This window comes from Mesocryomonas fontinalis (genome assembly GCF_055730125.2).
Map to the genome: position 1 here is coordinate 151,749 of NZ_JBUZWG020000011.1, position 16,470 is coordinate 168,218.

11 protein-coding genes are annotated in these 16,470 nt (G+C 67.2%); all 11 read right to left on the bottom strand.

Annotated features, from left to right (window positions below; translation table 11 throughout):
• Window positions 1-70: 70 nt before the first annotated feature.
• Entirely contained in the window at window positions 71-1,186 is a 1,116-nt protein-coding gene (locus tag ACZL02_RS22515; protein ID WP_472940940.1) for a helix-turn-helix transcriptional regulator, read from the bottom strand.
• A 519-nt stretch (window positions 1,187-1,705) separates the two neighbouring features.
• Window positions 1,706-3,973 carry a glycosyltransferase gene (locus tag ACZL02_RS22520; RefSeq protein ID WP_472940942.1) on the bottom strand — a complete coding sequence of 756 codons (2,268 nt, stop codon included), beginning with the start codon at window positions 3,971-3,973 and terminating at the stop codon, window positions 1,706-1,708.
• Window positions 3,974-3,978: 5 nt separating this feature from the next.
• Window positions 3,979-7,221: a glycosyltransferase gene (locus tag ACZL02_RS22525; RefSeq protein WP_472940943.1), complete on the bottom strand. Its 3,243-nt coding sequence runs from the start codon at window positions 7,219-7,221 to the stop codon at window positions 3,979-3,981.
• Entirely contained in the window at window positions 7,221-9,476 is a 2,256-nt protein-coding gene (gene glf, locus ACZL02_RS22530) for a UDP-galactopyranose mutase (RefSeq protein WP_472940944.1), read from the bottom strand. Before glf ends, ACZL02_RS22525 begins: the two co-directional genes overlap by 1 nt.
• Window positions 9,477-9,690: 214 nt before the next feature.
• The gene (locus ACZL02_RS22535; RefSeq protein WP_472940945.1) at window positions 9,691-10,854 is read right to left on the bottom strand and encodes a glycosyltransferase family 4 protein; all 1,164 of its coding nucleotides are present in this window, start codon (window positions 10,852-10,854) and stop codon (window positions 9,691-9,693) included.
• Window positions 10,855-11,155: 301 nt separating this feature from the next.
• Complete coding sequence (locus ACZL02_RS22540; RefSeq protein ID WP_472940946.1) at window positions 11,156-12,172, bottom strand: ornithine cyclodeaminase family protein; 1,017 nt, start codon at window positions 12,170-12,172, stop codon at window positions 11,156-11,158.
• Window positions 12,169-13,377, bottom strand: a complete 1,209-nt coding sequence (locus ACZL02_RS22545) for an LLM class flavin-dependent oxidoreductase (protein WP_472940947.1) — start codon at window positions 13,375-13,377, stop codon at window positions 12,169-12,171. The genes ACZL02_RS22540 and ACZL02_RS22545 overlap by 4 nt, the downstream gene beginning before the upstream one ends.
• The gene (locus ACZL02_RS22550; protein WP_472940948.1) at window positions 13,374-14,273 is read right to left on the bottom strand and encodes an LLM class flavin-dependent oxidoreductase; all 900 of its coding nucleotides are present in this window, start codon (window positions 14,271-14,273) and stop codon (window positions 13,374-13,376) included. Before ACZL02_RS22550 ends, ACZL02_RS22545 begins: the two co-directional genes overlap by 4 nt.
• Window positions 14,270-15,205, bottom strand: coding sequence for an ABC transporter ATP-binding protein (locus tag ACZL02_RS22555; protein ID WP_472940949.1), 936 nt, complete (start codon window positions 15,203-15,205; stop codon window positions 14,270-14,272). The genes ACZL02_RS22550 and ACZL02_RS22555 overlap by 4 nt, the downstream gene beginning before the upstream one ends.
• A complete protein-coding gene (locus tag ACZL02_RS22560) occupies window positions 15,202-15,849 on the bottom strand; it encodes an ABC transporter permease (RefSeq protein ID WP_472940950.1) in 648 nt (215 codons plus the stop codon). Before ACZL02_RS22560 ends, ACZL02_RS22555 begins: the two co-directional genes overlap by 4 nt.
• Window positions 15,846-16,469: an ABC transporter permease gene (locus ACZL02_RS22565; protein WP_472940951.1), complete on the bottom strand. Its 624-nt coding sequence runs from the start codon at window positions 16,467-16,469 to the stop codon at window positions 15,846-15,848. The genes ACZL02_RS22560 and ACZL02_RS22565 overlap by 4 nt, the downstream gene beginning before the upstream one ends.
• Window position 16,470: the final 1 nt, after the last annotated feature.

Below are 16,470 nucleotides of genomic sequence, written 5' to 3' on the forward strand. Positions count from 1 at the left end.
GCTCATGGCATATCTGGCCTGTTCCGCAGCATCGGGATGCCTTCGCGATCACCTGGCGATCACCCGGCGATCAGCTGTCGAGGGCCGGTCGATTGCTTTGCTCGCGCGACCAGAGACCGGACAGCAGGGCAGCCAGCTCGGTCTGACGGCTGACACCGGTTTTTCGGAAGACGGACTTTGCATGCGTCCGGAACGTGTTGGACGTGATGCCGAGGGCTGACGCCGCCTCGGCGCCCGATTGCCCCGCGATCATCTGCTGCGCCACCCTGACCTCGGTTCTGGTGAGGTCGAAGAGCCCGCTGATGACCCGTAGGTCCGGCGGGCCGACCTGACCGATCGGTGTCGCGATGACGATGACGGAGGCCTGTGAAAAGACGTCACGGGCGTTTCGCTTCACGGGGACAAGCTGGATGACCAGCGCCGGCTCCCCCTCGGTCGCCGGCACCGGTACCGATTTCACCTCCGGCAACAATCCCATTCCGATCTGCCGGACAATGTCGTGGAAGAGCTTGTTGGCGTTTGCGTTGCGAATAAAGATTTGGTCGAAGGCGCCGGTTCCCATCCGGGGGTTCAGCGCTTCCATCTCGCTGTTCATCGCGCGCACCTGGCCGGTTTCGCCAAGGACGGCACCGGGAAGGCCCAGGGCAGACAATGTCTGCGTTGTCGTGACGGCGCGATCGAAGGCCAACCGGGTCGACATGAAGGCGGCACGAGCCAGGTCCGCCTTGATCGAGTTGAGACGGATCATGTCGTCGGGGCTGAATTCACCTCGATCCGCCAGCCGCAGCAGATCGAATATCAGCAGCGAGCCGGACGGCTCCTGGAAAACCGCGCCCGCTGTCCAGCCGAGACCGATCGGGCGAAGAAAGTTCTCGTAGATGGGATCCTTCGCGATTTCTTCTGGCGTCATGGAGTCGACGTCGCGGGAGAAGGTCGCAGGGGATTGCGCGAGGGCTCGCGGAATACGGACGTTCTGCCGTGAAAGATCGCTGGCGAAGTAGCGGTCCATGATTTCGGCGATATGGCGACTGCTCACCGACGCCATATGTCCAAGAGGCGAAATAGTGATGATTGCCGCAGAGTAAGCGCCTACTTCGGCAGCGATAAGATCGCATGCCTCGGGCCAAAGCTCTGGAAGGACTGCTGCTTCGTAGATTCGATCCCGTAACGCCTCATCATTTCTCATGCGTCATTCTCTCTATGCAGTGCAAAAAGCCGCATGCATGCGAACGACGATAAGGTTTAGGCTAGAAATTGTTGAGAGTCACCCTTTCGGGTGAGGTCACTGAGCCGATCATTTGTTAGCCGTTTGTGCGTGGCAGTTATTGCCCCAAGGGCTTCGTATGATGGATAGAGACCGACACCGCATCAAGACGATCTACGAAGCTCTGACGAGCGCGCCTTTGCTGCCGGTCAGCCTGCGGGATGAATTCGCAGGCAGCGACAGCAATCTGACCGACCGACTGCTGCCGGGAAGTAGATCCAGTTTCGGAAACGACCCCCACCGCGAGTCCCGCAGCCTTCCGAGCGGGAATAAATCTCCTCGCCTCCTGAAAGAACCCAGCATCACGTCGCGGCGAGTTTCGCCATGAAAGAACCCGGGCGCAAACTAAGTGCTGCCAGAGGTTTCTTCATTGGCTCCGTTATCTCGGTATCCATTTGGGTCTTCATTATAGCTTTTTTCTTACTCTAGATTGAGTAAAAACTAAAATAGACGCGAGTTTAATTTAATCTGCTTTGCCAACTCCTGGGCGAGGGGCTCGAACACATCGCGCTCTGACGACTGTCCGGGGGCGCCAGTCGCGAATTGCAGAAGGCCGTTCGGGCAGTAGCGCTCGTCGTCCCAGCCGGGGTGGTCGAGCACGGGATAGAGGCAGATGCCCTCGACGGGCACGCCGGCCTGCATAGCCGCCCGCACTTCGGCGCAGATATAGGCGAGCCATTCCGGCCGGCGGATGCCCTCGATGCCGGTCTCGGCGACGAAGATCGGCCGGCCATAGCGCGCGAAGGTCTCGATGAGGATGCGGCGGAAGGGCTTGTAGAGCGGGTGTCCGACATCGATCGGCGGGCCGCCGTGGATCCACTGGTTGTTCGAGTAGTAATTGACGCCGACGATGTCGAGCAGTGCCGGTCGTCCGCCGATCTGCGGCCAGGCGTGGCCGGCGAGCATGTCCCAGGCCTGGAACTGGGCCTGGCGGTGGCCCTCGGCGGCAGGAGCATCGTAGGGACGGCTGGGGTCGCAGATGACGTTGATCACCGGGTCGGCGTGGACGAAGCGTGCCCCCGGCACGACGGCGAGGATCGCCTCCATCGCGGCGATCGAGGCGCGGGCGAGCTGCACCTTCAGCTCATGGCCGCGGCCGCGTGCGAAGGGGTTGAGGTAGGACGCGTCGCCGCCGCCCCAGGCGAAGAAGGAAATCTCGTTGACCGGGGCAAAGAACGGCACGCCATCGGTCTCGGCAGCGATGACCTCGGCGGCCGCCGCAGCGAAAGCTGCAAAGCGCGGCGGGAAGTCCGGGCCCCAGATGTCGAGATCGTCCGGCCAGCCATAGTGCAGGATGTCCCAGATCACCTGCATGCCGGTGGCGCGGCTGGCGGCGAGTTGGGCGCGCAGGCTGGCGAAATCGTACGTGCCCGGCGTTGTCTCGATGAGATGCCAGCGCAGTCCGTCGCGCACGGTCAGGATGCCGTGACGCTGCAGCAAGCGGAAATCGCTCTCCGCCTCGGTGTCGTGCCGGGTGGCGGCGATCATGTCGAGCCGGCGACGGTCATGCGCGCGGCGGTGCGTTGAGGATTCGAAGCCCCCGTGGAAGAAGCTCCGGAAGAGCGTTGGCGCGACAGCCTCGGCATGGCGCTCGGCCAGCACCTCGGTGAACAGCGCCTGCCATTGCCGCACCACGACGGCGGTCACGTAGGTTTCCTCGACCTTTGCCCGCAATCCCTCGCCAAGCCGCGTGCGAAGGCTGGCATCGCCGAGGAGACGCAGCACGCTGGCGGCGACGGTGGCGGGATCCTCGTGCGGCACGAAGAGGCCGGTCTCTCCGTCCGTCACCTGCTGCAGCGTGCCGTTGTCGGCGGTGACGACGACCGGCAGGCCGGCAGCGCCGGCCTCGGCGACAACGTGCGGCATGCCTTCGCCGCGCGACAGCCAGACGAAGACGTCGAGCGCGGACAGCAGCTGCGGAATATCCGGGCGATCGCCGAGAAAGCGCAGCGCCGTGCCGAGGCCCGCGGCGATCGCGCGGGCCTTCAGCGTCTCGGCGTAGTCCGGCAGGAAGGCGTCCGGCCCGCCGATGACGAGAAAGCGGGCGTCCGGGCGCGCTTTCAGGACCAGCGCTGCGGCGTCGATGAAATCCTCGACGCGCTTCTTCGGGTCCAGCCGGCCGACCCAGCCGATCAGCGGCACACCGTCCATGATGCCGAGCGCCTGCCGCGCCGGTGCACGGGCAGCCGGATCGAAGGCGGCGAGATCGACCATCGACGGGATTTCGAGCGCGTGCTCTTCCCGCCCCGGCATGCGGCCGGCCGCGGCATCGCGGATCGAGCGGCAGACCCCGACATAGCGCGCCGTCAGGTGCTTTGGCCCACCCAGTGCCTCGGAGACGAGGCCGCCATGCTCGATCAGCGGCGGCCGGAGATGCAGCCGCTCCAGCGCCGGGTAGATGTCGGCGACGTTCTGGCAGGAAACGACGATATCGTAGCCGGGAATCTTGCCGGCGAGATAGGAGACCGTGTCCTCGAACGAGAGCGTGTAGGGCGTGCGGTCGACATCGACGCCGAGCGCTTCCAGCTGGGCATGCGTCTGCTCCGGCATGTTCGGCTTGCGGAAGCAGGCGACGACGTCGATCCGGGTGCGGCGGCGATCGAGGTGCTCGGCCAGCAACCGCACCTCGGTCTCCTCGCCGCCGACGACCAGCCAGGCGAAGACGAAGAGGATGCGGATCGGCGCCGCCTCTTCGTCCTTGACGGCCATCGACATCAGTCCTGCACCTTGAAGACGATCTGCAGGAAGTCCGGCCTCTCGTCGACGAGATGCTTCAGGAAGCGCGGCGCGTCGTCGAACGGCACGACCTGCGTGATCATCTCGGCAACGATATCGCTGCCGCGCTCCTGCAGCAGGCCGATCGTCTCGGCGGCAAGCCGGCGGCGGTTCCAGGCAAAGCCGAGGCCGCGCGGCACCCGGTTGATCTGCGCGCAGCGGATGGCGAGCCCGTTGTGGTGGAACTCCTCGCCGAGCCGCACCGCCTCGGCGCCGCCCTGGTAGAAGGCGAGGTCGATCACCGTCCCTTGCGGCCGCAACGCCTGCAGCGCGGCGTGAAGGCTCCGCGCATCGGCGCGCGTCTGGAAGACGACGTCGGCGCCGCGGTCGCCGCCGCCATGATGCCAGTTGGCCTTCGCGTGGTTCCAGGCCTGGGCCTCGTCCATGGCGGTGAAGCCGAGCGCTTCGGCCTTCGCGCGGCGGAACGGCGAAGGGTCGGCGATCACCACCTCGGTTGCCCCGGCGCGCGCGGCGAACAGAGCGGTGAGGAGGCCGACGACGCCCGCCCCGATCACCAGCGCCGGCCGGCCGGTCAGGCTCTCGCCGAGACGCGTGACGTTGGCGCCGCCGAGCTCGGCGTCGGCGTGCAGGATGCCGTTGGCGGCGATCGGGCCCATCTGCGCGACATAGATGCCGAGGATCGGGTCGATGTCGGCGGGCATCGGGATCAGCACCTCGTGGAACGGGTCGGCGGTATGACCGGACTTGTGGCCATAGGCCGAGGCGACGGTGCCACCGACGGGAAAGGCCGGCTGCCGGCTCTCGCAAACGCGCGCGACCTCCATGTAGCCAAGGAACGGCACCGGAAAATGCTGGCCTGCCTCGCCCGGCACGAACACGCCGCGGCCGCCGTCCCAGCGCGAGTGCAGATAGGGGTTGGTGTTCTTGTAGAAGGTCAGCTCGGTGCCGGCGGAAAAGCCGGTGTAGAGCGTTTCCAGCCGCACCTGCGCGTCGCTCGGCGGACCCTCGTCATAGCCGAAGAAATAGGCCTCCCCGGGCCGCTCCACACCCAGCGAGCGCACTTCCCGATGGCCATGGCGCGGCTCCGGTGCCGGCCGCGGTTGGTGCTGCAGCGGGGCGTAGGCCGTCGCAGAAGTGGTGTCTGGCGAAAGCTTGACCGGCGCGCCGGTGCGGGCCGACTCGACGACGGCGAGCGCCAAGCGGTGCGAGCGCAGCGCCTCGGCATAGGGCGAGCGGATACGGTTCTCGCCGCCCTTCACAGCATCGATGAAATCGCGGTCTTCGCGCCAGACCGGATCGCCATCGGCCCCGCGCACCGGACGGCCGCGGCCGGTGTCGACCATGATGTCGCGGTCCGTCAGCTCGATGGCGAGCTTGTCGGCGAAGATGTGCAGGCCGACACGGTGGCTCCAGCCGAGGAGGCAGGTGGAAGAAAGGTTTGCGACGACCCCTGAGGCGAAGGTGAGGGTCGCGGTGGTGACGGTTGCGACGTCGAGGCCCGGAAACTCCGGCCGGTCGATCTGGCTGGCGCGGCCATAGACCTCTTCGACTTCGCCGACGAGAAAGCGCGCGAGATCGAGGAGATGCGTCGCCTGCTCGATCATCTGCCCGCCGGAGCGGTCCGCGTGCCACCACCATTGCGGCGGCGGCGTGGAATCCAGCCAGTAGCCGGATAGCAGTTGCGCTGGGTTCTCGGCGAGCAAGCCCCGCGCTTCGTCGACGGTGTCGAGATAGCGCCAATGATAGCCGACGGCGGTGACGAGGCCCTTTTCCGCGACGGCCGCGGCGATCTCCTCGGCGGTCGCAAGGTCGAGCGAGACTGGCTTCTCGACGAAGAACGGCAAGCCGCGGGCAATCGCCGCCCGCTCCGGCGCGCCATGCGCGAAGGGCGGGATGCAGATGAACAGTGCATCGAGCTCGACGGCCGCCAGCATCGCATCGTGGTCGGCAAAGGCTTTGGCGCCGAAACGCGTTGCGGCTTCCGTGGCGCGGGCAAGGTCGGTGTCGGCGAAGGCGACGACGGCAACGTCGTCGAAGCTTTCGAGCACGCCAAGATGGCGGTGGGCAATGCCGCCGGCGCCGATGAAGCCAATTCTGATGGGGGGCATGGAAGCGTCCTGGTCCGGGGTCGATAGGGTGTCGCGGTAAAGTCGGCGGGTGGCGTCGGCCATCGCCGATGCCTGGAAGTCGCGGCGGAAACGGGCCTCTCCGGCGGCGCCTGCGGCTTGCGCCTTGGCGCTGTCGGACAGCGCGTTGACGATCGCCGCGGCCAGCGCCGGGCCATGGCCCGGCGGCACCAGCCAGCCGGTGACGCCATCCTCTACCGCCTCGGCGGTGCCGCCGATCGCCGTGCCCACCACCGGCACGGCGGCGGCCATCGCCTCCAGCACCACCAGCGGCAGGCCCTCGAAGAACGAGGGCAGGACGAACAGATCGGCGGCATCGAGGAGATCGCCGACGTCGTCGCGCTGCCCGAGCAGTCGAACCGTGTCGGAGAGGCCGAGGCGGGCGATGTTGGCTTCGATCGCCGGCTGCAGCGGTCCGGTGCCGGCCAGCAGCAGGACAACGCCCGGATGCGCCGCGCGGATGGCCGGCAGCGCCGAGATCAGGACGTCATGGCCCTTTTGTGCGGTGAGGCGGGCAACGGTCAGCAGCACCGGCGCATCGTCGGCGATGCCGAGCGCGATCCGCGTCTCGCGCCGGTCGCGCACTGAGGGCCTGGGCTCGACGCCGTTCGGAATGGTCGCAAGGCGGTCGCCCGACAAACCGGCAATGTGAAAACTGTCGGCTGCCGCCTGCGAAACGCAGACGAGCCGGTCGACCAGCGCCAGGCCCTCTGCATGCGTTCTCGCCTGATCCGGGTCGGTGATGACGTAGGGCAGGTGTTCGGTGCGCAACACCGTCCGCACGCCTGCATCTCGGCCGATCCGGGCGAGCGTATGTCCTTCCCAGCCGATACCGGCGTGGATGTGCAGGATGTCGATGCGGGCTCGTCGCAGCCAGCGGGTGAAATCGGCGGGATCGTTGATAGCTCGTACCGCAAGGCCCCGGGATGCTGCGGCATCGAGCAGGCCCGATGAAGGATCTGCGGCAAGAAACACGTCGATCCCCCCGGACAATTCTCCGGCGAGAAGCAGCATATGTGCGCCGACGCCCGAGGGCTCGAGGCTGTCCGTCGCCAGGCAGACGCGCAGGCGCCTGCTTACGCCACCGTCCGGCATCAAGCTGTCGGACTGGCAGCGGCACCTGCGCTGACGGGAGCACCCGCCCGCTGTGCGGTCATCCGGCGGTAGGTGGCGAGGGCCTGACCGACCACCTGGTCCATGTTGTAGTAGCGGTAGGTCGCCAGCCGCCCGACGAAGCTGACATCCGGCCGCGACGCCGCCAGCGCTTCGTACTGCCGGTAGATCGCCTGGTTCTCGGCCCGGGGCACGGGGTAGTAGGGATCGCCCTCGTCGCACGGGAACTCGTAGGTCAGGCTGGTCTTCGGGTGAGTCTGGCCGGTGAGGTGCTTATACTCGGTGATCCGCGTATGGGGCACGTCCTCCGACGGATAGTTGACGACGCCGACCGGCTGAAAGCGCTCTGCGTCATGGGTCTCATGACGGAAGGCGAGACAACGATAGGGCAGTCTGCCGAAACGGTAGTCGAAGAATTCGTCGATCGGTCCCGTGAAGACCGTATGTTCGGCTGCGACGTCGCCGAGGTCGCGAAAATCGACTGATGTCTCGACGGTGATGCCCGGATGATCCAGCATCCGCTTGAACATCGCCGTGTAGCCTTCGGCCGGCATGGCCTGGAAGCTGTCCTGGAAATAGCGGTCATCGGTGCTTGTCCGGGTCGGCACGCGGGCGGTGACGGACTTGTCGAGTTCCGAAGGGTCGAGGCCCCACTGCTTGCGGGTATAGCCGCGGAAGAAGGTCTCGTAGAGTTCACGCCCGACCGCGGCGACGACGACATCCTCGGAGGTTCGGACGGTCTCGACCGTCTCGGCGCGCGCCGCAAGGAACGCGGCGGCAGCCGCCTCGTCGGCGAGGTCGAGGCCGTAGAGGAGGTTCAACGTCGTGCGGTTGATCGGCATCGGCAGGAGTTTATCGCCGACGCTCGCGAGCACGCGGTGCTCGTAGGGACGCCATTGCGTAAAACGGGAGAGGTAGTCGACCACCTGCTGGCTGTTGGTGTGGAAGATGTGCGGGCCATAGCGGTGGACCAGCACGCCGGCGTCATCGAGATGATCATAGGCATTGCCGGCGATGTGATCGCGGCGATCGACGACCAGCACGCGTTTGCCGGAGCCTGAAGCCAGCCGCTCGGCCAGCACCGCGCCGGCAAAGCCTGCGCCCACCACCAGCACGTCGTAGGCCGGACGACCCGGGCTGTGCACCGCCGGAGCCGCTGGACGCTCGTCATTGGCGGCGTCCGCCCGCGCAGCACGGGCACGCTGGACCGCGGCGCCAACCAGCCGGTCCATCGCGGCAAACGTGCGGTCCCAGGAGATGTCGGCGAGCACGGCATCGGCCGCATCCCGCCACACACCGTCCGGCGGCAAGGCGAGAGCCGTTTCGCAGCCGGCGATGAATTCGGCCGGCGAGTGCGCCAGCGATACGGCGTCGAGCGCGCCGTAATGGCGCGCGACGTCGGTGATCGCGGTCGAGACCACGGGAACGCCGCCGGCGAGATATTCCGGCGTCTTGGTCGGGCTGATGAAGCGGGTCGCCTCGTTGATCGCGAATGGCATCAGCGCGACATCCCAGCCGGAGAGGTAGGCCGGTAGTTCAGCATAGGACCGGTTGCCGAGCCAATGGATGTTCGGCCGGCGCGGCAAGCTGGCGGGATCGATCTTGGCGATCGGGCCGATCATCACGATCGTCCAGTCCGGATTCGCTGTCGCGACTGCCTCGACCAGCGCGAGGTCGATACGCTCGTCGATGACGCCGAAGAAGCCGAGAATGGGTCCCGAAAGGGCAGCCTGGTCGGCTGGCACGATGGCGCCGCTGTCGCGGGCGGCGCCGAAATGCACCGCATCCACTGCGGAGGGGAAAGGGTGGACGGCGGCGTGCAGATGGCGCTTGGCCTCGTACAGGCTGTACCCGCCGGTGAAGACGACGTCGGCCCGGGCCAGCAGAGCGCGCTCCTGCTGCTGCAGCCTCGGATCGGCAAATCGGAAGCCGGCGAGTTCGTCCATGCAGTCATAGACCACCGCGGCGGCGGGCAGCGTCCCGGCGAAGGCGAACATCATCGGTGTATAGAACCACAGCACCGGCGGCGTGGTCATGCTGGTCTCAACCAGCATCTCCAGCAACTGTCGCAGCCCGGCCTCGCGTTCCGCCTCGTTCCACCAGTGCGGCAGCCGGGGCCGCAGCGCGATCACGTTGTCGGCGGGGAAGGGATGATATTCGAGATAGGGCAAGGGGTGGTCACACCCGATCGGCTCCTCGAAGAAGAAGACCCGGCGTCCTGCAGCAAAACGGCGCATAAGATGTTGCGGCCGCTGCAGGACGAAGTCCCACCGAAGATGGGAGAAGCAAATGATCGGCGATTGGTCTGCAAATTTCGTATCGACAGCGCTGACGTCAACTAATCCGGAATTATAGTGCGTAGGCTTCGACAAGGGGAATTCTCTCATAAGCAGGTAAAACTGAACAGCAAGGTGAAGGGCGTGTTCCTGTACGAAAGCGTACGTAGCCGCCCTAGCCTGACTGGGGCAAAAACTCTTGGAGCCGTTCGATCGTCCGCGGCCAGATCCAGCGGTCGAGAACCGCCTGTCGCGGCGACAACCTATCGGTGTCCGCGAGCATCGCCGTGATGGCGCCGGCAAAGTCCCCGGCCTCCGCCAGGCTCCCCGTCGCCGGGAGAATGAACTGCCGTCCACAGCTCAACCGGGCATTGGCGAGGACCGGCAGGCCCGCCAGCATATACTCGGTGAGGATCGCCGGCGCGCCATCGTCGATGCCGCAGACGACCCCGATGCGGGCGCGGTTCATCAGCCGGTTGACCTCCTCGAAGGGCACGCCCGGCGGGCCGACGAAGTCGACATCGAGGCCGCTCTCCTCCGCACGCCGGCGGAGATCGCCGGCCATTTCGCCATAGCCGAAGACGCAGAGCGTGCGCAGCGAGCGCGGCAGCCGCTCCAGCGCGTCGAACAGGATATCGTGCCGCTTGTAGGGCTGCGCCGCGGCGACATAGATGATGTCGTAGTCCTTCGGGATGCCGAGCGGGCGAAACGTCAGCGGATCGGCAAATTCCGGGCCGATCGGCATGATCGCCGTCGCCATGCCGGGATGGCGCTCCTCGACTTCCCGGCTTTGCCATTCGGCGCCGGTGAGGACGAGGTCGAAGAGCCCACTGACGTCCGGTGGCACCCGCAGCGCCGGCGCGTCGATCGAGTTGTAGATCTTGAAGCTGTTGCGGCAGGCGCGGAGAATGTCGGCATCGACGCCGAGCCCGTATACGCAGAGGATGTGCGGCGCGCCGTTGGCTTCGAGGAAGCCGAGCATGTCGCGCGAGCCGAAAGGCGCCGGTTCTCGGTCCAGCTGGAAACTGCGGCGCGAGAGCAGCGGCCCGTCGCGGCGAAACCGCTCAGCGCCATGGCTCCTCCGGTGATGCCAGATTTCAGCGTAGTCGACGATGCCGGATTTGATGCAGGCCAGCGGCAGCCGTTCGAGATAACCGCCGACGACGTCGAGCCCTTCGCGCGCACCAGAAACTTCCTCAGCTGGCCCGAAAGCCTCGTGTGGATGGCGGCTGTCCGCGCCCGTCGCAACGGCCGCTTCAGAATTGCGCGGAGGGCTGTCGTCGACGAAATCGCTGATGACGACGATCGACGGCACCTTCGTCAGCGGCTGCGCCGTCATGCTTCGATCCGACGCGGCGCTCCGAGCGGCTGTAGAAGTCCATCCTGCGGGATGCCGGCAAGGCCATCATCTCTATCAAAGCGCGAATGTGTCATGCCAAGGCGTCCTCCGTGGCACAGCAAGGAGCCACCGGCCGGCAGCGTTCCGACGACCGTAACGCCCTTTTGCCCCGCACGTTCAACATTCCGTGTTCGCGGCGCGGCGGCTGCGCAAAAGCTGATGTCTTCGCTGCTGCGACTTGAGCTGCTCGGGGAGAGAGCCCGTCAGTCGGATTGCATGCGGAGAGACACGGCTCGCCGCATCAGGCGAACCGCAACCGCGTTCCAATGCCAGCCGTCCCCGCCTTCTGAAGGATCGCGGCACCCAGAGCGATGTCGCTCAACGATAGGCCGCGGTGCCAGAAGAGAATGGTTTCGGCGTCGTTCTCGCGTCCGGGCTTCAGTCCGGCTATGATCTGCCCGAGTTCGGCGTGGAGGGTTTCCGCCGAGAGCTTGCCGGCCTCGACATGGGCGCGGAGCGATCCGAACTTGCCGCCCTTGCACTGGCCCCAGTCGTCGACCACGAGTTTTGCCATGATATCGGTCAGCGAGAGCTCGACCGCGCTCATCGTGCCGTAGGGCACCACCAGCGCACCGGGCTTGATCCATTCGGTCAGCAGCAAGGGTTCCGGCACTGGCAGGCGGGACGCCTCGACGACGATGTCCGCGCCCTCGATGCAACTCCGCCAGTCCGTGGTCACGATCACGGGCTTGCCGAGATCACGCTCGAGCTTGGCGGCGAAAGCCTCGCGGCTCTCCGGGCGGCGCGAATGGATGCGGATCTCGTCGAAGTCGAACTCGTGGTCGAGCAGCCGGACGTTCCAGTAGGCGGTGCCGCGGGCGCCGATATGCCCCAGCACTTTCGACCCCTTGCGGGCGAGGTGCCGGGCGCCAAGCGCCGTGACGGCGCCGGTGCGCATGTCGGTGATCGCGGTGGCATCGAGGATCGCCTTCGGCGCGCCGGTGCGGGGATCGAAGAGGTTGAGGACACCGAACTCGGACGGCAGGTTCTGTTTGTAGTTGTCGACGAAGTCGCCGACGACCTTCACCCCGGCAAGGCCGAGCGGCGCGACGTAGCCGCGCAGCACGTTGAAGTGGCCGTGAAAAGCCGGATCCGGCTCGAGGTGGACGCGCGGCTCGATCACCGTCTCGCCGCGCCCTTGCGCCGCCAGTCCCGCCTCGACGGCGGAAAGGATCTCCGCATCGGTCAGCTTCAACGCCTCGATGTCGAGGGCGTTGAGGTAGTCGATGTAGATGGGATCGTGGGCGGTATCGGTCATGCGGGATGTCCTCGAGGAGAAGGCGGGGTGGAAAGGCCGAGGCGCTGGCGCAGACTGCCGCCATCCGGGGGCTTGGAAACCAGGCCACGGCGGCGGAGTTCGGGCAGGACGAGGCGCACGAAATCCGCGAGACCGCCGGGGAAGAACGGCGCCATCACGTTGAAACCGTCGGCGGCGCCGGCCTCGAACCTTTCCTCCATCGCGTCCGCGATGTCCTCGGGCGTGCCGATCACCTGCCAGTGGCCGCGCGCGCCGGCGAACTGGCGGGAAAGGTCCCGGATCGACAGGCCGTCGCGCCGGGCGAGATCGACCATCAGCTGCTGCCGGCTCTGCATGCCGGCATTGGCGGGCATGTCGGGCAGCGGCCCGTCGAGGGAATGCTCCCTGAGGTCGGGCAGGCTGAGATAGCTCGCCAGCAGTGCGGCGCCGACGGCATCGGGGATCAGCTGCTGCAGCGTCTCGTACTTCGCCCGGGCGGCCTCGCGCGTCTCCGCGACGTAAGGGCAGACGCCGGGCATCACGATGAGATCGGCATCCTGGCGGCCGAAACGCGGCAGGATATCCTTCAGGGCGCGAAGGCCCATGCGGGACTCTTCCAGGGTCTGTGCCGCCGTGAAGACCACTTCGGCGGTGCGGGCCGCCAGCGCCCGCCCGGCCTCGGAGGCGCCGGCCTGGACGATCAGCGGCCGCTCGATCCCCTTGGCCGTCCAGTAGTCCATCGCCGCGTCGATGAAGCTTTCCGCCCGGGCGTAGCGCTCGGCCGGGGGGCGGAGGCTGGAGCCGAAGTTTGCTGCCTCGAGCTCGCTTGCCGAGGTCACGAGGTTCCAGCCGCCGCGACCGCCGCTGACATGCTGCAGCGTCGCCAGCGAACGGGCGAGGGTCTCGGGCTCGTTGTAGCTGGTGGAGGCGGTCGAGACGAGGCCGATGCGGCGTGTCCGGGGCGCCAGAGCCGCCAGCAGGCTGAGCGGCTCGAACGTCGTCGACCTTGCCGCCTGCGAGGCGATCTCCGGATCACGCTCGCGGATCGCCGCCGCATCCTCGAGGAAGAGGAGGTCGAAGCCGGCACTCTCCGCCAGCTGCGCCATCGCGATGAAATGCGGCAGATCGATCCCGGCACGGGCCTCCGCATCCGGATGCCGCCAAGAGGCGATGTGGTGGCCACCGGCCATCAGGAAGGCGCCGAGCCTCATGCGGCGAACGGTCATCGGCGGCTCCCGGCGCCGCACCCGGCGTCCGACGGGTGCGGCGCATGCGCCCGTCCGGCAGTGGGCGTCCGCTGCTCGGCCAGGCCGAGCCGGGCGCGCAGCGTCATCGCCTCATCGGTGCCGTCGAGCCTGCCGCTCGACGAGAGGAAGCTCCGGATAGCAGACGGCGATCCTTCCAACAGCCGCCCGTCAGCCCCGCCGGACGGGGAGGGTGCCGGGCCTGCCTGTGCGATCGGCCGGACTTCGAGCAGGCGTACCGCCGCCCGGTCCCGTCCGGCCTCGGTCAGCATCGCTTCGATCCTCGTGGCGTCGATCCCGTCTTGGCCGGTCCGGAACACGACCACGTCGGCATGGCCTGCCGCCAGCCTCAGCGTCTTCGGGCAGGCCTCGATGACGACGAGCGGGCTGCCCTGGGGCGAGGGGTTCACGTTGAGCGGCCCCCGGACGGAAAAGCGGGGCCCTTCGTGGCCGAGAACGTGCATCTTCGCCGGCTCGAACACCTGGCCCGAGATCTTGTCGTAGGCGAAGGCGTCCGGCTCAAAGCTTTGCCAGAGAGCGGCGACGACGGTGAGATATTCCCCGTCTTCTTCGCCCAGGCCCTGGACCGCCCAGCCGGAGCGTCCGGCGGTGAGGAGATCAAGCGAGGCGAAGCGGCGGGCGAGATTGTAGGGCCGGTGGTAACCGGGGGCGGCGGCGGCGACGATGCCGATGCGCTTTGTTTCCGCGGCCAATGCCGAGGCGAGCATCGTCGCGTCGAGGTCCGGGGCCGTCTGGCTGCCCAGCTGGATGAAATCGACGCCGCACGCCTCCGCCGACAGCACGAGATCGCGAAGCTCGGCGAAAGAGGTTTCGGCGCCGGCGGTGATCGACAAGGCGAGGATGGGGGCACGGGTCACAGGGCGAAGATCGCGTCACGCGTCAGGCGGCCGACGGGTTTTCCGCCGATGTCGACAACCGCAAGCTCGCTCGCGTTCGCACCGACCATCAGCGCCAGCGCATCGCGCAGGTTCGCCGTGCTGGCAACGGCACTGGCGCCCGCCGGCGCCGTCTCCGAAGGCGCCATCGCCTGGGCGACCGTAAAGAGCCCAAGCCGCCTGATGGCGCGGTCGACGCCGACGAAGCTCTCGACGAAGGCATCGGCGGGCCGCGACAGGACGGCGTCGGGCGTATCATACTGGACGATCCGCCCGGCCCGCATCAGTGCGATCCGGTCGCCGAGGCGGATCGCCTCGTCGAGATCGTGGGTGACGAGCACGACGGTCTTTTTCACCCGCTGCAGGATCTGCCGGAACTCGTCCTGCAGCCGTGCCCGGGCGATCGGGTCCAGCGCGCCGAAAGGCTCGTCCATCAGGAGCACCGGAGGGTCGACCGCTAGCGCCCGGGCGACGCCGACGCGCTGGCGCTGGCCGCCCGACAATTGCCGGGGATAGCGGTCGCGCATCGCCGCCGGATCGAGGCCGACGAGATGCAGCAGTTCCTCGATGCGCGGCCGGATCCGGGCCTCCGCCCAGCCGAGAAGGCGCGGTACGGCGGCGATGTTCTCGCCGATGGTCATGTGCGGGAACAGGCCGACCTGCTGGATGACGTAGCCGATGCCGCGCCGCAAGGTGACGGGATCGACCGCGGCGATGTCGCGGCCGGCAACGTGGATGCTGCCCGCGCTTGGGTCGATCAGCCGGTTGATCATGCGCATCGTGGTGGTCTTGCCGCAGCCGGAGGGGCCGATCAGCGCGACCGTCTCGCCCTCGGCGACCTCGAGCGAGAGATCGTCCACCGCGGCGCCGCTCGTTCCCTCGAAGCGCTTGAAGACATGGCTCATCTGGATCATGCGGTGGCACTTTCGGGAAAGAAGGTCTTCTCGAGACGGCCGAGGATCAGCTCGGAGCCGAGCGCCAGGATCGCGATCGGCACCGCGCCGACGAGAAGGCGCGACATGTCCATCATGCCGATGCCGACCGCGATGAAGTCGCCGAGCCCGCCGCCGCCGATGAACGGCGCGAGCGTCGCGCCCGCGAGCACCTGAACCGATGCCGTCCGGGCCCCGGCGAACATCGCGGGCGCCGCGAGCGGAAGGCGGATGCGGCGCAGCACCTCGCTCTCGGTCATGCCCATGCCAGTCGCCGCCTCGACCGCATCCGGGTCGACATCGCGAAGACCGACGAAGGTGTTGATCAGGATCGGCGGTAAGGCCAGCACGATCAGCGCCACCACGGTCGGCCACAGGCCGATGCCGATCAGCGGCATCATCAGGGCGAGGATGGCAAGGCTCGGCACCGTGCGCAGCGCGTTGACGGCGTTGACCACCGGCACGGCGAGCTTGCGGTGGCGGATGATGAGGATCGCCAGCGGGAAGCCGATGGCGAGTGCCACCACCATGGCGACCGAGGACATCACGAGATGGCGGCCGAGCGCCTGGCCGAACGTATCGGGATGCTCCCAGATCCAGGCGACGGCGCTGGTGACAATGGTCATGCCGGCCGCCAGCGGGAGAGGAGTTTCTCGCCGCGACCGAGGATGATGTCCATGCCGGTTGCGAGGGCCGCGGTGAGGAGGGCGCCGACGAGGATCTTCTCGATATGGTCCTGGTCGAGGCCGGTGAGGATGATCGTGCCGAGGCCGCCGCCGTCGATGAAGGCGGCGACCGTCGCGATGCCGATCACCGTGACGAGGGCGATGCGCAGCCCCGAGACGATCAGCGGCAGTGCCAGCGGAAGCTCGATCCGCAGGAGGCGCTGGGTTCGGCTGTAGCCCATGCCGTCCGCAGCATCGAGCACCTCGGCCGGCACGCCGCGGAGGCCCGTTACGACATTGCGCAGAAGGATCAGCAGGCAATACGAGGAGAGGCCGGTGATCGCCGGCGCGGCGCCGAGCCCCATGATCGGGATCAGCAGCGCGAACAGAGCAAGGCTCGGGATGACGAAGATGATCCCGGTGATCGTCAGCACCAAGGCGTAGAGCCTCGGCCGCCGGGCGCAGACGATGCCGAGCGCGAGGGCAATCGCAAAGCCGATCGCGACGGAGGAGAAGGACAGGACGAGATGCTCCCAGAGCGCCTCGAGAATTTCCGGAAGGTGACGGGGTGCCCAGGTCAAA

Bases quoted from the DNA above. Each gene is read 5' to 3' on its own strand.
- ACZL02_RS22540 (WP_472940946.1), bottom strand. From the start codon at position 12,172: ATGACCGATACCGCCCACGATCCCATCTACATCGACTACCTCAACGCC.
- glf (WP_472940944.1), bottom strand. From the start codon at position 9,476: ATGCGCCGTTTTGCTGCAGGACGCCGGGTCTTCTTCTTCGAGGAGCCG.
- ACZL02_RS22535 (WP_472940945.1), bottom strand. From the start codon at position 10,854: ATGACGGCGCAGCCGCTGACGAAGGTGCCGTCGATCGTCGTCATCAGC.
- ACZL02_RS22525 (WP_472940943.1), bottom strand. From the start codon at position 7,221: ATGCCGGACGGTGGCGTAAGCAGGCGCCTGCGCGTCTGCCTGGCGACG.
- ACZL02_RS22515 (WP_472940940.1), bottom strand. From the start codon at position 1,186: ATGAGAAATGATGAGGCGTTACGGGATCGAATCTACGAAGCAGCAGTC.
- ACZL02_RS22520 (WP_472940942.1), bottom strand. From the start codon at position 3,973: ATGGCCGTCAAGGACGAAGAGGCGGCGCCGATCCGCATCCTCTTCGTC.
- ACZL02_RS22555 (WP_472940949.1), bottom strand. From the start codon at position 15,205: ATGATCCAGATGAGCCATGTCTTCAAGCGCTTCGAGGGAACGAGCGGC.
- ACZL02_RS22560 (WP_472940950.1), bottom strand. From the start codon at position 15,849: ATGACCATTGTCACCAGCGCCGTCGCCTGGATCTGGGAGCATCCCGAT.
- ACZL02_RS22545 (WP_472940947.1), bottom strand. From the start codon at position 13,377: ATGACCGTTCGCCGCATGAGGCTCGGCGCCTTCCTGATGGCCGGTGGC.